We start from the raw sequence: 18945 nt of genomic DNA, 5'->3' as shown, positions 1-18945 counted from the left end.
TCAGCGGCGCTTACCCAGCGCGCATTGCCTCGGGGGGCAATTTGATCGGGAACCTGGACCGAACCTCTTCGTCCACCTTGCTGCCAAAGTAGTTCGGATAGTGATTGGACAGAATGTCATCCACAACGGATCGGCTCCGTTCGAACATGTCCTGACGACCGGCTTTCTCCCAGGTATCGGTCAGCTCTCGGTCCAAAAGTGTCGGGTAGACATATTCGGTTTCCATGTATTGCAAGGTCTGCGGGTTGCCGAGGAAGTGACCGGGGTCGATTGCACAATCATGGATAACGTCAACCGAAAGCGTGTCATCGCTCACCTCAATCCCGCGAAGCGTTCGCGAGATCATGCCCGCAGCTTCATTGTCGATGACCATTGACTCAAAGCTACAGCCCATCAGGCTCCCAAGCATTCCACCAAACTCGCAGAGCCGATTAGCACCGGCATGTGCCGCCAAAGCGAACGTCAGCGCTTTTTCTAGACCGTATTGCGCATCGGGGATCTTGGAATCCGTCATACCACATCCGACGCTGGTGGGCAGGTTGTAGAAATTGCCCATCTGAATAGCCGCGGCTGAAATCAACGCCTGTTCGCCACTGCCGCCTGTAAACGATCCAGTGCGCAGATCGGTAATAAACGGCCATGCCGCAAAGACCACTGGGGTCCCCGGATTGATCAAATTGGCGATTGCCACACATGACAAGGTTTCTGCCACCGCCTGCGCGAGCGTACCAGCCAAAGGCGCAGGAGACGTAGCCCCAGCTTGCGGTGGGACGGCCAGATCGCATACAAGCCCCATCTTCGCTGTATCAATCAGGATTTCCAGATTTTCCCTCCCGAATCTGAGCGGTGAAACAATGGGGCACCCCCCAAAAATCACCGAGGGTTTCTCAAGGAATTTGCCCTCGCCGCCGGACGCCAGATCGAACAGATGGATCGCGTCCTGAATATGCTCGCGTGTACGGAACGTCAGACAGGATGGCTTTTCGCTACCCGCCAAGATCGCGTAGAGCATGCTCATGTCATGCTCGTAGTCCTGCGGCACATCCGTTGCCAAAACCGTATCACCGGTCATGTGAATGTTGTCGAGCCGGTCAACCAGACGGGTGAAATCGTAGATGTCCTTGAGAGTTGATGGTCGGTAACTGCGCGTTTCCGCATCAAACGTTGTCACTGCCGTGCCCGAATTTGCGTAATACACCTTGTCCTTGGTGCAGTGCATGTCGTCCTTACCGGCTCGCGATCCGCGTGCATGGACATAGAATTCGCTGGCCGCCTTGGCCAACAGGTCTTCCATCAAGGCCCGAGGAAAGCACAACCTGCCATGCTCGTTCACTGTCGCCCCTTTTGGCAACACGAGATCAAGAATTTCCGGCGTGGGATCCCCTACCCCAGTACGTTCCAAAATGCTGAGGGCAGCCTCGTGAATGCGCACCATATCGGCGTCCGACAACGGTTTGTATCGCCCACCCGGGATACCGGGCCAGATTGCCTGCGAGGCGGCGTTGCTGGCCCGCACTGCTGCACGTGCTTCACGCCCGCCCCCGCGCCGTCGTGATCTGCGCTGCGTTAACTCTGTCATGTTTAGTCTCCGAGTTCTGAGCGGGTCAGATCATGCTGAAATAGTTGCGATAGAAACCTGGAATGCTCCATTCCATCTCGGACAGCGGTCCCGGTACGAAATGGTTTGAATTCACGCCTTCCTGATTGTGCCGGATGATACGTTCGTCATCGAGCGATGTGACATGCCAGAGCCATGTCAGAGCGTCCTTATCGTAGTCTCGGCCCTCTTCTGCGTCGCCGCGCACGTACCAAACGATCTGAATATCTGTTTCCTGCAGGGCGCGTGGGACGAACCGATACCCGACCACGAGATCTGCATAGACGAGGAAGTAGTTCAGTGTGCCGATCCCTAGATCAGTTGCTCCGCCATCGTGGGATTTCAGTTCGCCCAAAGGCGGCGCGAGAGGCGCTCCATCCTTGCTACCGGTCACATAACCGGGGAACAAAGGGTAACGCCGCCAATAAACATCTGCGCCCGGCGCGTCCGCATTTTCTCCCGTCAGATCAAGCTCCTCAGTGGGAATTCCGGCTTCGTTCATCCGCTCATGAAGCGCACCGCTGAACTCCAGAACCTGAGCAGGGTCTTTCAGAGAATGGCTACGCGAATAATCCTGATGGGACGGCGCGCAGTGATAGCATTCCAGATAATTCTCCAGCGCCAGTTTCCAGTTTGCCGGAACTGGGTATGACGCCTCATGCGCGACCTTCAGGTTTTCAAAATCGAACGGCTTTGAAAGCGGGGCCAGCCTTTCAAGGGCAGCATCCAGCGGCGGAGCATCTTCTGCGGCGCAGACAAAGATCAGACCCTGAAAAGTCTTCACCTGAACAGGGAACAACCCATACTGGCTTGGGTCAAAGTCCTGTCCCATCGATCGCCCGTTTCGTAGCTTGCCGTTCAGGTCAAATGTCCATGCATGATACGGACATATGAAGTTGCGGGCTTTGCCTTTCTGTTCGATGCAAACCCGCGATCCACGGTGGCGACACACGTTCAGATGCGCGCGCACCTCGCCTTCGCGATCCCGAACGATGATGATGGATTCCGGGCCGTAATCGAACAGGAAGTAGTCACCCGGTTCAGCGACCTGGCTGACATGGCCGACCCAGATCCAGTTGCGGTTCCAGAACGTGCTGATGTCGTTGTCGTATACTGCCTGAGAGGTATAGAAATGGCGCGGCATGGCGAAACCTTCCCGCTGCGCATCCATCAAGTCGCGCATTATTTGCAAGTCATCTTTTGGCATAGCGCACCTCATGCAGATTCAAGGGAAACGATTTCCCGGCGGAAGAATTCACGGTCGATGTCGTCCGCGTTACGTTCGAAATTCCGGGCAGCCATGTGACCCGAATATACAGAATCCGCGATCAAGCCCGGGTTTGCGGCATCTCCGATTAGTTCCAACGTACGCAGCGGACTTTCATTCAACCCGCAAAGCTCGTCGTAAAGGGCGGTTTCTCGCATTCGTTGCGTCACCAGAACGACGGAGCTGCATTCAATGAAATTCTCTCGCCCCGTGTAGACACACTGCAATGTCGCCCGACCTGGCGCGACATCGACCAAGGTCTGGGACAGGTTCAGTTGAACGCCATTTTCCAACAGACTGCGTTGCACTTTAGTCTGCTCCAACGTCAATTCGGTAAACGGCGAAACTATTGAGGCCGGCGTCACAAAGAAAACCTCTCGCCCGGCCTGAGCCAAATGATACGCCAAGACTCCACCGAGATAGGCTTGATCATCATCGTAGACCACAATCGGGCCGCCCTGCGGCATGACCCCAGCCATAACGTCATCCGGAGTGAAAACCTGAGAACCTGAATCGATTGACACACCGTGGAATGCAGATTTTCCGCGCCCGTCTCGTCGCCATTTTGCGCCCGTTGCAACAAAGACGTTCGGAATACCCAGTTCGACGACCTCACTTGCTGACAAACGGCTGTCGGTGAACAGATGAACGTTCCCGCGTTGTTGCAAGTCGTAAATTCTGTGATCTGTCACGCGCTTCCAGGCGGATAGCCCGATCAAGCTAGCTTCCTGCAACACGCGGCCGCCAAGCTCTTGCTTTGCTTCCGCCAGAGTTATCTCGTAACCCCGACGCGCCAATTGCATGGCGCATTCTAGTCCGGCTGGTCCGCTGCCGACGACAAGCGCCGCTTCCTCTTTTACTCGACGCTCAATGATCTCAGGATGCCATTTCCTCCGCCACTCTTCGCCCATAGTCGGGTTTTGGGTGCAGCGTATGGGGACGCCGAGAGAGTCGGATGAAACACAGATATTACAACCGATGCATTCGCGGATTTCTTCGATGCGACCTTCCTTGATCTTGTTGGGCAGAAACGGATCAGCGATGGATGGTCGTGCCGCGCCGATAAAATCGAGGATACCCTTCCTGACCAGTGACGCCATCAGGTCCGGAGACGTTAGACGCCCGACGCCCACAACAGGCTTGGAGGTCACTTGTTTCACGAATTCGATATATGAGGTTTGAAAGCCGTCGCGGGCCTCGAACCGGGTCGTCGCAGAGTCGTTGCTCCAATCCGCCACGTTAACATCCCAAAGGTCTGGAAGCTCGGCCAGCAATTCGACTACCGCACGGCCTTCTTCCTGCGCTTGCATCCCGTCTGACCCGAGCATTTCATCAACCGCAAACCGCAGGGCAATGGCGCAATCATCTCCAATCTCTTCCTTGGTGTCTTCCAGAAGCTCCCGGGTCAGACGCACCCGGTTCTCCAACGAGCCTCCATATTCATCCGTCCGATCATTGAACTGTGGCAGCAGAAAATGATGCGGCAGGGTCATGTGATGCCCGGCATAGACATACACAATATCGAATCCTGCTTCGCGGGAGCGACGAGCCGCAGCGCGATGCCACTTACGGAACTCGCGAATGTCCGCTTTGTCCATCGCCCTGGCCTGCTTGGGATAGGCGGTTTGCAAGGCTAGTTCTGACGGTGCCAACAAAGGAGCCCGGCTCAAATGGTTTTGCGCATGATGGCCGTTGTGAGCCAATTCAATGGCCGCCAAAGAGCCCTTGTCGTGTACCGCCTCGGTCATTAGCCGCAGCGCAGGAATATCCCGTTCGTCCCACAACCGGTTTTCGGCAAAGGGGGACAGGTCGGAAGTCGGATGAATTTCCGTTTCTTGATTGGACACGACAGCCCACCCACCCTCGGCCTTCATTGCCCGCATGGCGGCTTCGCCCTGCGGTCGCAGGTGCCCCATGCCGTTGCAGTGGGGCACCTGATAGAACCGGTTTCGAGCCGTCACTGGCCCAATTTGAACCGGTTCGAAGAGTACAGAGTATCCTTCAGCGCCTGACATTGCCGCGCTTCCTCCAAGAAATTCGGAAATCGTTTCGTGGGAATGGAAGGGTTCCTACGTCCCCACCATTCCCGCTGTGTTTTATAGGCGCCCTTAGAAGCCAGCTTTGATGCGCTCGAACTCCTTCAACATTTTAGCTTCCAGCTCAGGGTTAACCGCGTCAAAGAACAGGCTGCCTTCAAAGAAGCTGTCCACATCCGAAAACCCGTAGGTTTCGATCAGTTCCGGGTCAGCTTGGGCAAACGCATCCTCGTTGGCGTGGGCATATCCCCAGCTTTCGATGATGTATTTACCGCTTGCGGCAGAGCTAAGCGCGTTCAGCATGTCATAGACTTGCTCGTCCGACTGTTTGGCGGATTTAAGGTGCACATAGCCGCAGACCCAGGTAGCGATGCCCTTGTCCACATCACGCATCATGACTGCTGGGGTTTCGTTCCAGATCAGGTTCAGTTCCGATTGGTTCCATCCCCAACCCAGCGTGACCTCACCGCTGGCAATTGCCTGATCCAGTTGGCCGGCGTCAGACCAGTAAAAGCGCACATTTGGATGAATCGCGCGTAGGTAGTCTGCGGCTTTCTGGAATTCTTCATCGCTCATATCGGTATAGCTGGAAGCACCGGTCGCCAGTGCCGCCATGGCGAACGCGCTGGAGGCGGCGTCCGGAATAGCAACCTTGCCCTGATAGGCTGGATCCATCAGCAATTGGAGCGATACATCGTCAGCCGAGATCATATCGGTGCGATAGATCAGGCCGGTGTTGCCCCATTCGAAAGGCACCATGTAGGTCTGCCCGTCGATTGTGATGCCATCGACCTCTTTGATCTTGGGCATCAGCTTGTCCCAATTCTCCAGCTTGCTGGTGTCGATCGGCTTGATCATGTCTGCCGCCACCCATTTCCTGAGGGCGTCCGTGCAAGGGTGGGCCAAATCGGCTTCAAACCCGGACTGAAGCTTGGTGAACGCTTCTTCTACGCTGCCGAAATAAGTGTAGCTGGGCGGGCCGCCGTACTTTTCGACATAGTCGCCGTAAAAGCCCTGATCCTCATATCCCGACCAGTCAAAAACGGTCAGATCAGCTGCGTTAGCCAAAGCCTGGCTGGCCGTAAAGGTGGCAACCACTGCTGCCGTAAGTGATGCTGTTTTATTCATTTGTTCCTCCCACAGATTCATGATTCACGTTTGCCCAAATCGATCACCGAGGCGCTTTGAACACCAAGCCAGACGGTATCGCCCCGGCTGTGATCGACTGTGTGAAAGTAGTTGGGCACTGCGACGGCGATGCTTTCGGGCAATCCGCCGATGCGCACATAATAATGGACGCTCTCACCATAGAAGGCGACGTCCGATACCACGCCTTGAACATAAGCGTCGTAGCCTTCCGGTTTTTCTGCGCTGATCTCCAATTGTTCGGGCCGAACGCCGACCAGCAGTTCTTTGTCATGCATATGAACGTTTGGATTCACCCCAATCGTCATCTGCCCAAACCCCTGAACAGTTACTTCCAGCGTTTCAGAATTTTCCGCCGTTACCTCAGCATCCAGAAAGTTCATTCCACCGATAAAAGAAGCCACTTCCCGATTGCACGGTTGAGAATACAGAACTTCGGGCTTGTCGACCTGCTTGAGCTGCCCAGCAAACATGACACCGATGCGATCGGACATGGTCATCGCCTCGTATTGGTCATGCGTGACCATGACGAAGGTAATTCCAAGCTTTTGCTGCAGACGGCGCATTTCTAGCTGCATGGCTTCGCGCAGATTCTTGTCCAGCGCGGAAAGAGGCTCATCCAACAGCAGCACTTTCGGCCGCATAACCAACGCACGAGCAAGCGCCACGCGTTGACGCTGACCGCCCGACAATTCATTAGCCTTGCGGTCCTGCAAGCCGCCAAGTTCAACCATCTCAAGCGCTTCAGCAACGCGCTCCTTGATTTCCTTGCGCGAGAGCTTTGTCTTGCGCAAACCGAACCCGACATTGTCGCCCACATTGAGATGCGGAAAGATTGCATAACTTTGAAACACCATATTGGTGGGGCGTTTGTTGGCAGGCACCTCGCCCATTACGCGCCCATCAATCCGGATCTCGCCCTCTTCGTGATCCTGAAACCCGGCGATGATGCGGAGGGCCGTGGTCTTGCCGCAGCCCGAAGGTCCAAGCAGCGAAAAAAACTCACCCTCTTTCAAGGTCAGGTTCAGATCAGACACAGCCACAAAGGAGCCAAAGCGTTTTTCAACGCCCTGAATTTCGATGATGTTCTGTTCGCTCATCTTGTTCATTTCCTTTGGCTTCAATCCGAGGACTGGGTGGAACGGCGGCGGAAATACTCGGCAATCAACAACAGCAGGACCGAAGACAGCAAAAGCAACGACCCAAGCGCCAGCGTGTTGGGCAATTTTGCCGGGAAGCGGATCTGGCTCCAGATATAGACCGGCAATGTCGGGCTGTTCCCGGATAGGAAAAAGGCCAGGACAAATTCATCAAACGACACGGTGAATGTCACCAGCAGGCTGGCGATGATGCCGGGCGCAACAATAGGCAGAGTGACACGCCGAAAGGTTCCCACAACGCTTTCGCCGAGGTCGAAGGCAGCCTCTTCCAACGACTGGTCGAAATCGTCAAAGGCCGATTTCATGATCGACACGGAAAAGGGCAAAGCCACGAACACATGCCCAAGAATCACGGTTGTCAGTGAAGGTTTCAACCCGACGCTGATGAACAGTACCAGCATCGAACTGGCGACAATGATACCGGGCACGACCAGCGGGAGCATGACCAGACCTTCGGAGAATTCCCGTCCTTTGAAACGGTACCGGACATAGGCGCGCGCGGCGAACAGGCCCAGAGACGTCGCCATCAAGGCAGTCACACTGCCGACGATCAGCGAATTGACCATCGCTTGCAGCAACGTGTCTTGCTGACCCAACTGCGCGTACCACTTCAACGTGAACCCCTTTAGCGGGAAAGCCACGATGGTTCCGTCATTGAACGAAAACAACGGCAACAGCAGAACTGGCAGGTACAGAAACACCAGATAGGCGATCGCGTAAACAAGCAACCATGGGATACGAATAGCCTTGGTCATCTGATCCTCCGCCCCAGTGCGGTGACGACCACCACAAACAGGATTGCGACGCAGCCGACCGAAAGCATGGCAAGCAGAGACAGGGTTGCACCCAATGGCCAATTATTGGCCGCGCCAAACTGAACCTGGATCAAATTGGCCACCATTTTCCCCTGCGATCCACCGACCAGGGCCGGAGTGACATAGTCGCCCACCGTGGGGATGAAGATGATCAAGCAAGCGGCGATGATCCCTGGCACCGTCAGGGGCAAAGTTACGCGCATAAACCGTTCCAACTTGCTGCACCCTAAATCGGTTGCGGCTTCCAAGAGGCTGCGGTCGATCTTTTGCAGCGACACATAAATTGGCAGGATCGCAAACGGCGCCCAGGCATGTGCAAGTGTGAGGACAACGGCGAATTCATTGTAAAGCAGAAAGGTCAGTGGTTCCTGTATCAGCCCCAGCGAAATCAAAGCCGAGTTCATCACCCCATTAAAGCCAAGGATCAGCTTCCAACTGAACACCCGCAGCAGGTAGCTGCTCCAAAAGGGAATGGTGATCAGCAATAGCCAGAGGGTCTTCTTCTGCGTCCGAAATGCGATGAAGTAAGCAATCGGATAGGCCAGACCGACCGTTGCCAGTGTCACCGCCCCCGCGATCGCAACCGAACGGATCATCAAATGGCGAACCAACGGATCGGTGAACGCCTCTTGGTAATTCGCCCATGTCAGCGTGCGGTCAATCTCGACGTAGGTCTGGGTCCAAAAGCTGTAGGCAACAAGAATGCACAGGGGCACGGCCACAAGCAGACCAACATAGAGCGTCGCAGGCGCGCTCAGTGCCAGGCCCTTGCCCGTTTCACTTCGTAGTACTCCGGCCATGCTTCCCTGCTGAGCTTCGTTTTCGGTGGCACGACAATGTCGATCACAAAATGGACAATCGTCCATTTAAATCTGGAATTTTTGGACTAGCTGTGTCAACTGATAAATTCGCAACTGGGGATGGCCAATTTCACACCGGCCATTAGAAGACACCGCAAGAGACTGAAAACAAACAGAGCCGCCCAATCCAATGACTGGAAGACGACAAGAAATACGCGAACGAAATCGCCTTTCCCTGATCGAGGCAGTACTCGACTCGGTTGCAGAAAAAGGGATTTCCGAGACTTCCGTCAGCGAAATCATTCAACGCGCCGAACTGTCCCGCGGCATGATTCACCTTCATTTTGGCGGCAAAGACAATTTGGTTGACGAAGCCGCCCGCTACTCATCCGAACAATACTACAATGGCATTTACGACCTGTTGGAAACGACCGGGCAAACCGGACAGGAACATATTGAGATGATTGTTCGGGGCGACTTGAGTGAAGCCATTCTCAATAAGAAAAACGTTTCCATTTGGTACGCGTTTCGTGGCGAGGCCCGAAACAGAGCGGCAATCGCTGCGTTTTCAGATACACGCGATGCTAAGCTTCGCAATCTGGTTTTTAACGCTTTCGCTCGAATTGCGAAAGAAGACGGAACCGTACACCCTAATCAGGTTGCTAGGGACGCGACGCACGGCACCCTCGCAATGTTGGAAGGCATGTGGACCGATTACCTACTCCACCCAGATTCCTTTGATCGCAACGAAGCAATGAGAATTGTATTTCGATTTCTGCGCGCAATGTTCCCCAACCATTTTGACCTGAACGGGGCCTTGTTACACGCGTAGAATCTGGGAAGTATCGTTTTGCGTCAAACTCGATGCATAACATCGTCTCATATTGGTTCGAGGCCGTCCGCGCGTCACTCTTCGCTGTCGCGACTGCACTAGAGGCAAAGGACTACGAGGCAGTCGTTTCCGCACATTCCAGTGTCTTTAGTTATCTTCGCACGGTGAAAGGAGCAGCTCAAAGAACTGATTCTGTCGCCTGAGCGCCCGGAAGGATTGTGCCTTTGACTAGGTCCAAACTGTCAAGTACTAAGAACGTAGTACAAGCCTCCTGAAAGTCAGCTTATAGTTGGTTCAAAGTCGGGCTTATGCAACTGCAGCGAAGGTCTGCTTACCGCCCTTCGTGCCGTACTTCAGCCCTCTAACCGTCCCGACCCAGCTTTAACCAATATCGCGTGTATCGGAGTTCACCCGTTCGAGTTAGCGCACCCTTCTCCACCAGATCCTGGAGATCACGTGTCGCAGTGGCGCGCGACGTTCCTGTGATCGAAATATAGTTCTCGGCGCTCAGTCCGCCTGTGAAACCATCCGGCCCAGCCTTGAACAAACGGGCGATGACTTTGCTTTGGCGAGCGTTGAATTGATCTCGATGTCCGTCATAGAAATGCGTCTTGGATATGAAGAACCTAACCCGCTCAAGAGTCACCTGCTGTGCTGTGAGGACTGTCTCGGCAAACCAGTTAAGCCAAGGTGTTACGTCTAGCGTCTTTTGGTGACGTTCGAGTTGGTCGTAGTAGACCTTCCGCTCTCGCTCGATCGTGAAAGCAAGCGCAATAAGGCTTGGCTGACCAATGTTTTGTGCTAAAGACTTTTCAGCCAGCGCCCTGCCCAACCGACCATTGCCGTCTTCAAAGGGGTGAATGCTCTCGAAATACAGATGACTCAATCCAGCCCGGATCAGTGCGCGCAACGGCTCGGGACCATTTGGTGCAGTTCGGTTAAACCAGATGACGAACTGGTCCATTTCAGCCGGAACCTTATGTGAAGGTGGCGCTTCGAAATGCACCGTTGGACGGTCGAGTCGGCCAGAGACGATTTGCATCGCATCTTTGTGGCTCCGGTATGCTCCAATCGTTTCCAGATGCCTGTCATGGGACAGAAGCATATCATGCCACCGAAACAGGGTATCGTGTGACAATGGGTCCGAAAAGTTGGAATAAACATCCACCATCATTTCAGAAACGCCCTGCTCGCGCGGTTTGGATGGATAGCTATCTGGTACCAGTCCCAGATGCCGACGCAAGGAAGATTGCACACTGAGCCGATCCAGCATCTCACCTTCGATCGCGCTGGTCTTCATTGCCTCTTCGCTCAGCAGATCGATACGCAATTGATCTCGATCCGAGGCGCTCACGTGATGAACCGCTCCAAGCACTTCCCCTGAGGACAACAGGAATTGTTGCTCATAAGGTTCAAGTTTTGCGGCTTCGTAACGAAAATTCGGCCAATCAGGGTTCTGCCAGTTCCACATCGTGAGGTATAAGCTTCCTTTCTATTACTCACCAATTATGTAATTGTGATTTATAGAGGTCAATCCTATTGCTCACCTTTTTCAAACTCTTCAGCCCGTTCATCGATTGGATGTGCAATCTGAAGACGGTAAATCTCATCCTGTTTCCCCAAATTTACGTAGCATTGGAGGTCCGCGAGAGCATTACCTTCGGAGACAACTCCCCCTTTTCGATCTTAGTCAGCAATGAAATCAGGTAAGCCCCTGGAGATTATATGTTCTCAGCACGTTGAAAGATGTATCCGAGAACAATGAAGCGAATAGCTGGGCCAAACGTTGATTTCATTGCATACTAGGTTTGGCCAAGCCGTAGATACTCGGCGATATTATCCATAAGCCGTTCACAGTGGTGCTGGCCTTTTGCAAAGCGTAGCTCTGAGCATATCGGACGTAAAAGAAAACCGCGAAAAGGATCACGGCCCTCGGAAACTGTGCGCCTTTGAAAAATTCATGAGCTGGCTTTCGACTTGAAATGGCCGGTGATCATTCACGCGCTAACTCTACCAGCGTCAAAGGTCAAAACTTTGCACCAGAACCCGCCGTATCTACCACTCGACGCTTCGGACATCCGCACCATTTCGCACAGCATGTAGCAAGGCCACGAAACGAGACGGTGGGCCGGCTGTCGCATTACTCGTGCTGTTCAGGCTGCTCCAGTTTTCATTGGCAGATTTCATGCTCCGCTCATGGTTTTTGATCCAAGCCTGACGATATGTGTCTGAAATCGAAAGAGACAGAGTACCATCGACAATTACCCATAATCTCGGGTCGCCGTGGGATTTGGAGCCTTGTGACAAGCAAAATGCACAGAACCCACCAAACACCGGCGCGTACTTATCTGGGTCAGCCTCAAACCGGGCGCGGTTGTCTTCGCTTTCGAAAAGCCATACGGCACCTTGCCATATGCTCCAATGCTCGAATGAACCGCGAGTGGCGGATGCGTCCATATGGTAGGCCACAGTATCGTAACCACCGATCGCCACACCACTCCGATCCGCGCTGATGCTGTTCGAAATACTCTTCTCACCCAGAGACGCAAGTGCGGCCTTGATGCCTTTGACCTCAATTGATGAGGCAAATGTTACATGGTCTTTTGTAGATTGGATCTGCGTCCCGACGGCGAGCGTATCGAGCAGCGGGGCAAGGTGGCTTCTTTCCGTCTGACTAACGGCAGTCTCTTTTTTTGCCATCCATGCACTGCGTGCCTGCACCACGGAAGCTTCCGCAGAGTTTTCCCAGTTCCTCTTATTGATTTGCGAAGAGTGCAGATAGATACGGTCGTTTGCAATTGTCGCAAACTCGGGTTTTCCGGGTACTTTCGCGTTCAAAGAGGCAAGGCAATATGCGCAATATCCACCATACGCAGGAGCATATTTGGCCGGGTCGGCATCAAAAAGTGCCTTGGCATCCGCGGAATTGAACAACCATATGCCACCATCATGAGCGCTCCAATGGTGGGGCGTGCCACGGACAAGTTCACCCCTTTGCAAAAGCACGACCGTGTCGTAACCCTGCAAAGCTACACCGGCCGAGTCCACCGCCACAACTGGTGAAAGACCCTCGCGAGCGCGGATGATGTCCCGGGCACTTTCAATCCCTTCGTTTGTGTGCCCGGGGAAGTACCCAAGTCGGTTCAACCCGGTTTCGATGGCATCCTTAACTGTCGCAGATCCTCGATATTCGCGCGCGAGCAGATAGGCGGCCACCGCTTTGTCATTTGACCCCAGGCGACGATGCGCTTCGGCGACGTGGAACATGATTTCTGCCTGGTCGTCATCACCGATGACAAATGCCTCTTTGATGAAATCCAGACCACGTTCAATCTGACCATTTCGAACATAGGCCCAACCGAGACTGTCCATCGCATAGTGTTGCGTGCCCGAGTTTTCCGGCTCGATTTCTACAGCCCTCTCGAGAAGCGATATGGAAAGAGAGAGCGTGTCGTCCTGTTCGGTCAAAGCATAGCCGACAGCATTCAGCAATTTGTAGTTTGACGGGTCCAAAGACAAAGCCAGCAAATAGTCCTGCAAAGACATTTCTGGCCGCCCTGCCATATCTTGCAGTTCTCCGCGGTTTACAAGAAGTCCCATCTGACGATCTACTGGCAGCACATCGGCATTTTCCAATAAGACGTCGAACATCAGGATTGCCTGATCCGGCAATTTTTCACGGCCCAAAAGCAGCCCGACTTCGATCACGAATTGAAAGAGCTCCGAATAACCGACCTCGGTACGGTTCCGCAACAGATTTGAGAGGGCTTCGGTCAGTTCATCGCGTTTCTTGAGTACAGTATCCTGCCTGTATACGATCACCGCTGCGTCGAAAACTTCGTTCGCCTGGGCCAGTTCTCGCAACCTGAATTCGATTTCGGCGGCCTCCTTTAGTTCGTCCTGCGCCTCGTTACGAACGTCCTGTGAGTAATATCGTACGAATGTTTTTTTTGCCTCGGCAGCCTGCTTCTCCCAGTTTTTCAACCGTGCGATTGACGCCTCGGATATCCGATGTCCCATCAACGCTTCGTTTTCCTGCAATGCAATGTCGATGGCAGAGTCTTTTCCAACTGGTTTGTCGCGGACAAACACTGTGCTGGCCTTTTCTTCGATCTCCTCGGTCCAAAGCTGATCCAAAATGACGGGAATGACCCGCGGCGTCCATTCTCGCGCCGCAAGCATATCCGCCATTTCTTCGGCCAGAGCTGGATTTCGCTGAATTGCACCATCGCCTTTATCAGCCCATGCGAGCAAAAGTTCGATTGCGAAAAAATTCTCCAATTCTACGCCTCGGCGCACGGCCACTTCCGCATCATAGGCACGTCCTGCTTTGTTGTAGAGCTTGGCGAGTTCCACATGCGCCTGTGCCAGCGTGTTCGCCACTTCTGCCGCCATTGGAAACTCTTCAAGATAAGCCTCCAAACGTTCCACCGAGGCCTCGAAGGTCGCTATGGCTTCGGCAGGATCATCGAATGCCGCGCGGTCCTTTGCGCCGGCGGGGAGGTCGGTCGCGATCCAAAACAAGGTACGGTTCGCCGCGACAAGCCCAAGTTCGCCAATCTCGTTAGGATCTAGCGTATCTAAGACTGCCTTGAACTTATCGTATATATCAAGAAGCGTCTCCGCCCCGGCGGGATCACCGTTCTCAAGCTGCTTTTCTGCTACCTGCGCAACAAAAGAGGCGGGCTCAAAACGACAGGCTTCACAGATTTCCATCCCAGCATCGACCATCACCTGGGCATGATTGTACAATTTTCCAGTAACTTCGGCCGCGAGGGCCAGCATGTCGACATTATGCGACCAACCCTCAATATCGTCTATCACAGCATAACTGTCTGAGAGACTGTCGCGGTATGTTTCAGCAAAAGAGGGATCAGTTTCGATTAAGCCTTCGAGAAACTCCAACTCTGAAGTGGATCTCTGCAGATGCGCCAATGCTTCTTCAGATCGTCCAAACAACGAATAATAGTAGCCCAGATCTTCCAATATGCCTGCATTGCGGGCACGGATGCGATTGTTGAAGGGTGCCGATGTAACGAGCTCCTGCGACTTGTCCACCAAATCTTCCAGCAATGTAAGGGCTTCTGAGTGTTCTTCCCTCAGATAGAGCGAATAGGCTGCCTGCCCGCCGAAACTCAGCCATCCAAGCCAATCGCGTAGGTCTCTTTGTTTATCCGAAAGAGCTTCCACATGGGATTGGAGTTCTGCAATAAATTCATCACTTGGGGGGGGCGACGTATTTGCCGTGTTAGCAGCATAAAGGCGAACTATCGCGCAGAAGGCCTTTTGCGCTAAAAGGTCCCTTTGGTTTTCCTCCGGGTTTCCGATGCTCAGACAAGCTTGGGTCTCGTTCGCAGCCTCGTCAAAACGGTCGAGTTCTACAAGCAGGGCCGCACTGCCCCCGTTTATCAAAGCGTTGCCGAGCTGTTGGTCTGCAAGTGTCATTTGCGGACCAAGTGAAGCTAACACGTCGCGAGCCGTGTCAATGCTTTGCAGGCCGGTCTCGTATTGCTCCATGTACCTTCTGTTTCTGGCTGAAAGAGTTTCGATTTCAATCACTACGATCGCATCGTCTGCTGCGGGTACCTCGCCGGTTTCGAACAGTTTGCGAGCCTGATCGAGATAGGCAAGAGACCCGTCATAGTCGCTTTGGTCATTTTTGAACCAAGCGTATTCCAGAAGCAGTTTTCCGCGCATGCGGCGTAGATTGGGGTTTCCAGGCATTTGCCCGTCGAGCTGATCCAGAAAAGCGGTGGCCTCGTCGAGCATCAGCTGCACGTCTTCGGGTTTGACACCGAAGGTTCGGCGCAGGCGCTCGGCCATGTCGACCAAAAAAGTTTCTGAAGCCGAGATTGCCAACGCATTGGCCTGTTGTGCCGATGTCAGCGCTTCGTCAGCGCGATCAAATGCGGCAGTCGCATTTTCACGCGCCTGCCGTTCCTTCAGGGTCGCATTCCAGCCGAAAAAGGCGGCGCCCACCGAAATGAACGTAAGACAAAGAAAAACTGCGGCCCGTGTTCGAAGCTTGCGAATGCGTGCCTTTTCGAATTGGGCCTGCTTTGATTTTTCCAGTTCATCGACCTTGCGACTTTCATCCACAAAGTCATGCACTGCCTCAAAGTCACCACCGTGACGAGAGGCCCATGCATTTGTCGGCTTCGCGCTTGACCACCAAGACAAAGCGTTGGCCAAGTCGAGACCGGATAGTAGATCGCCTTCCCCTCGCTTTCGTGCTGTCTGCGCAGTGACAATGCGTGACCAAGTAGCCGCATCGCGGGTTTCTTTAGTCAGCCATTCACCAAGTTTGGACCACTGACGGATCAGGCTTTCATGACCCAAATCCACGATCGTGTCGTTTTCAAGCGTGACGTTCGGGGGTGGTCGTAGGAAACTACAGCCTTGCGCGCGAAAAGCATCAAGCAATTCCGTAACCGCTGTTTCCCTGCCACCGTCAACTTCGATCAGGTCTTGGAAGCGTCGCGGCTCGCGTACGGCGTTGGTCAAGTTCGTGCCAGTGATCAAAGACCGGAACACAGGCTCAGCCGCCGCATGCGCGTCTTCGCTCAGATTTTCGAGAATTTCCTCAGCATGAGCGTCAATTGCTCCTCTCAACCGCCCAATAGCCTTGTAATCCTCTAGCGTGAGCACGACCTCGCTTTTTTCCTGCCGGGCACGCTCATACAGTCGGTTTAGGACGTGTTGCATCAAAGGTAGCTGATCGGCGCGGCGAGACAGCTGTTCGAGGCTGGTAAGCGCATCATCCCGGTCCCAAGGAGCGAGGCTTGCCATATCATTGAGGATTTCTGAAACAAGCCGCGGTTCGACATCGAAACCGATCACTCTCGCCGGACCTTTGATGGCCTGTTCGCATTCACTTCGGCTCATGCGCCGCGTTAGGTAGAGACCGGAGTTTATCTGTTCCGCTAGGCCCGGCATCATCGCACAGGCTCCCAGGAATTCCGACCGCATAGTGATCACGACATGCAGGCGTGGATCGGATTTCGCGCTTTCCAGCAGTAATGCGACGAAAGCTTCAGCCTCTTCACGTCCTGCGTAGTCGCGATAGCGGAACAACTCTTCAAACTGGTCGACGATCAGGATCAGGCTTTGGTCGTCTTGCAGCCCGAAATCATCACACCATTGGATCAGACTGCGTGGTCCACGTGTGACAAATGACTTCATCAGAGACAGTTCGATCTCGTCGACTTCACCACTGTCCAGCTCAACAAGCGTACGTGCCAGATTGTGCATTGGCCGTCCGCCGGGATGCATGTCCGCCACGACCCAATCGCTGCTGCGACCGGGCAGGAATCCGAGCTCAAGCGCATCGAGCAATCCTGTTCTTACCAAAGAGGATTTGCCGGAGCCAGATGTGCCCAGAACGGCAAGAAAGCTGGTTTCCGCCAGCCTTTCGAGCATGTCATCAACGCAACCTTCCCGACCAAAGAACAGATCGCTTTCGTCGCTCTCATACGAGCGCAGACCAGGATACGGAAAACGATGATCAACGCCCATCAGCCAGAAAATGCCTCTATCAACTCATCAACAGTGTTTTCGTTCCATGCCTCAGTTGAGCCGACCACGCGAAGCCCCGGCATGGAAACGCCCAGGTCTTGAGCCTTGCCGTCGGGTGGGCCCACCAGAACCGCGACCAGTCTTGGTGGTGCATCGCGACTAGCTCGTAGTTTGTTGAAATGGCGCAGATTTCGTGTGGCCCAAATAGGCGATGTGTTGCCGTAGATCATTACCAGGCCATCGCACTCGATCAGATTCTCTCGCAGGTAGCTTTGCAAATCCATTTCCTCTCCACGATCGAGGGGAATGGATGCCATGAATCCGTTGCGGGCAAACTCATCACGAACCTTTCGTGCATATTCAAGGTCAGAGCGGTCAGCGTTGATGAAAACGACAGGAAGGCTACTATCCAAGTTTTCCTCTTTGGGCTGTGCCTTGCGTTTTTCGTCGGCTGCTGCCGTGAGGCGGGCGTTAACCTCGGACTTAAACGCTTCGAAACCGCTGACGATAACCCCGTCACCGGTCAGAGTTTCAAGATGATCAGGGTCTGCCACATTGGAAATGTCTAAATCCATTGACCGCCAGCGCATTGTCGGAACGGCCATTGCTGTTGCTATATTGTTTTGTAACTTGGCATAGGACCCTAACATTCCAGCAGGGGTTCGTCCCGCGAAGGGCCCGAGGAGCTGCACAAATAGCTGCGCATCGTTGAGATGTTGGCGCGTATCCTCTTCGAACCCGCTCTCGTCTTGCCTTATGTCGAGCTCTGGCACGACCTTGTGCCCGAATTGTTCGAGATATCTGCGCAGTTGGTCGTTTTGAAAGGCGAGATCATCCGTTGCCTGAGCAAGAAACACAACCTGTTGGTCAGCCTTGAATGCCGCAGTTTGTTTGGATGGCTGCAGATCCATCTTGGCTGCAAGCGCCTGCACATCTCCGACTGCACGCATGGCATAAAGCTTACTTCGAATTTGCTCCGCCAGATCGTGTACAAGATGGCCAAACCGCAGATCTGTCTGTTCGATAGGAACAGTTGTCCCCTTCAAAGGGTCCGTCTGAGTGAAGAATGGTTCGCGGTGACGGTTTTCCAATTGGTCGTGGTAGGTGTGGCCCACGTCCAGCGGCATGATTTCAATTGCAAAGATCCGCTTGCTGCTGTCGCTTTGACTGGCGAACGCTTCGAGTTCATCGCAGGTCCAGGATCGCTCCGCGTAGCTGCGCGAGCACACGGCCAAAAACAACGCGCTGCGTTTTGCGGCTCGTTTGAGCTCCACGAGCTCATCGTTCGATTTCATTTCGCTTCGGTCGAAGAAAATCTTAAGCTCGTCGGTGCCGCCAAGCCGTTTGCGAAGCGCCGTGGTCAGATAAGCGACAAACGTCGTGACCCAGTTGGTGTCCTCGGGAAAATCCGCCTCATCATCAATACGTGCGTAGGACACAAAAATATCAAACTCGTAGGAATTAACATACGCCATGAATCAAACCTAAACTAGAATTTCAACAGAGCAAGATATCAGTGTGTTGTAAACTCTTTCGTCGATTTGACTCAGGCTACAACTGTCGCAGTTTGCGGTTCTGTTGCAAAGATTTGACCAAGGAGAGCTAATTCAGCGATTTCACCTGCGTTAACATGCCAGTTGAGCAAACGCCTGAAACTGCTCGGCCGACTCAAAGGTCTACGACAAGTCCTGTGGACGCAAATGAAGACCGTGAACAGGAACACATCTTTCGGATACTAAACACTTTTAAAAATACTTAGACCAACACTCAACTGAAT

Annotated in this window: 11 protein-coding genes; 1 reads left to right on the top strand and 10 read right to left on the bottom strand. The window is 53.7% G+C overall.

Annotation, left to right across the window (positions count from 1 at the left end; all coding sequences use genetic code 11):
* Positions 1 to 10: 10 nt before the first annotated feature.
* From ACR0LF_RS06690 to ACR0LF_RS06660, 7 genes are all read right to left on the bottom strand, one after another.
* The gene (locus ACR0LF_RS06690; RefSeq protein WP_480580409.1) at positions 11 to 1579 is read right to left on the bottom strand and encodes a trimethylamine methyltransferase family protein; all 1569 of its coding nucleotides are present in this window, start codon (positions 1577 to 1579) and stop codon (positions 11 to 13) included.
* 25 nt (positions 1580 to 1604) lie between these two features.
* Entirely contained in the window at positions 1605 to 2804 is a 1200-nt protein-coding gene (locus ACR0LF_RS06685; protein ID WP_480627528.1) for an aromatic ring-hydroxylating oxygenase subunit alpha, read from the bottom strand.
* A gap of 8 nt (positions 2805 to 2812) precedes the next feature.
* Positions 2813 to 4879 (bottom strand): oxidoreductase, encoded by a 2067-nt coding sequence (locus tag ACR0LF_RS06680; protein ID WP_480580415.1) that lies wholly within the window; start codon positions 4877 to 4879, stop codon positions 2813 to 2815.
* 93 nt (positions 4880 to 4972) lie between these two features.
* A complete protein-coding gene (locus ACR0LF_RS06675) occupies positions 4973 to 6028 on the bottom strand; it encodes an ABC transporter substrate-binding protein (protein WP_480580417.1) in 1056 nt (351 codons plus the stop codon).
* A 17-nt stretch (positions 6029 to 6045) separates the two neighbouring features.
* Positions 6046 to 7146: an ABC transporter ATP-binding protein gene (locus ACR0LF_RS06670; RefSeq protein ID WP_480580420.1), complete on the bottom strand. Its 1101-nt coding sequence runs from the start codon at positions 7144 to 7146 to the stop codon at positions 6046 to 6048.
* 20 nt (positions 7147 to 7166) lie between these two features.
* Positions 7167 to 7961: an ABC transporter permease gene (locus ACR0LF_RS06665; protein ID WP_480562615.1), complete on the bottom strand. Its 795-nt coding sequence runs from the start codon at positions 7959 to 7961 to the stop codon at positions 7167 to 7169.
* Positions 7958 to 8821 (bottom strand): ABC transporter permease, encoded by an 864-nt coding sequence (locus ACR0LF_RS06660; protein ID WP_480580423.1) that lies wholly within the window; start codon positions 8819 to 8821, stop codon positions 7958 to 7960. The genes ACR0LF_RS06665 and ACR0LF_RS06660 overlap by 4 nt, the downstream gene beginning before the upstream one ends.
* A 190-nt stretch (positions 8822 to 9011) precedes the next feature.
* Here ACR0LF_RS06660 and ACR0LF_RS06655 point away from each other — a divergent pair, with 190 nt between their 5' ends.
* A complete protein-coding gene (locus ACR0LF_RS06655) occupies positions 9012 to 9653 on the top strand; it encodes a TetR family transcriptional regulator C-terminal domain-containing protein (RefSeq protein WP_480580426.1) in 642 nt (213 codons plus the stop codon).
* A 361-nt stretch (positions 9654 to 10014) separates the two neighbouring features.
* Here the strand turns inward: ACR0LF_RS06655 and ACR0LF_RS06650 are convergent, their stop codons facing one another.
* The 3 genes from ACR0LF_RS06650 to ACR0LF_RS06640 all read right to left on the bottom strand — a co-directional run bounded on the left by ACR0LF_RS06650 (position 10015) and on the right by ACR0LF_RS06640 (position 18643).
* Positions 10015 to 11124, bottom strand: a complete 1110-nt coding sequence (locus ACR0LF_RS06650) for a DUF4172 domain-containing protein (protein ID WP_480580429.1) — start codon at positions 11122 to 11124, stop codon at positions 10015 to 10017.
* Between the two features lie 584 nt (positions 11125 to 11708).
* Entirely contained in the window at positions 11709 to 17168 is a 5460-nt protein-coding gene (locus ACR0LF_RS06645) for a YHS domain-containing (seleno)protein (protein WP_480580432.1), read from the bottom strand.
* Positions 17168 to 18643: a toll/interleukin-1 receptor domain-containing protein gene (locus ACR0LF_RS06640; protein WP_480580435.1), complete on the bottom strand. Its 1476-nt coding sequence runs from the start codon at positions 18641 to 18643 to the stop codon at positions 17168 to 17170. Before ACR0LF_RS06640 ends, ACR0LF_RS06645 begins: the two co-directional genes overlap by 1 nt.
* Between the last annotated feature and the right edge of the window lie 302 nt (positions 18644 to 18945).

Source organism: Ruegeria sp. E8 (genome assembly GCF_056533985.1).
This window is presented reverse-complemented; position numbering and strand designations above follow the sequence as displayed.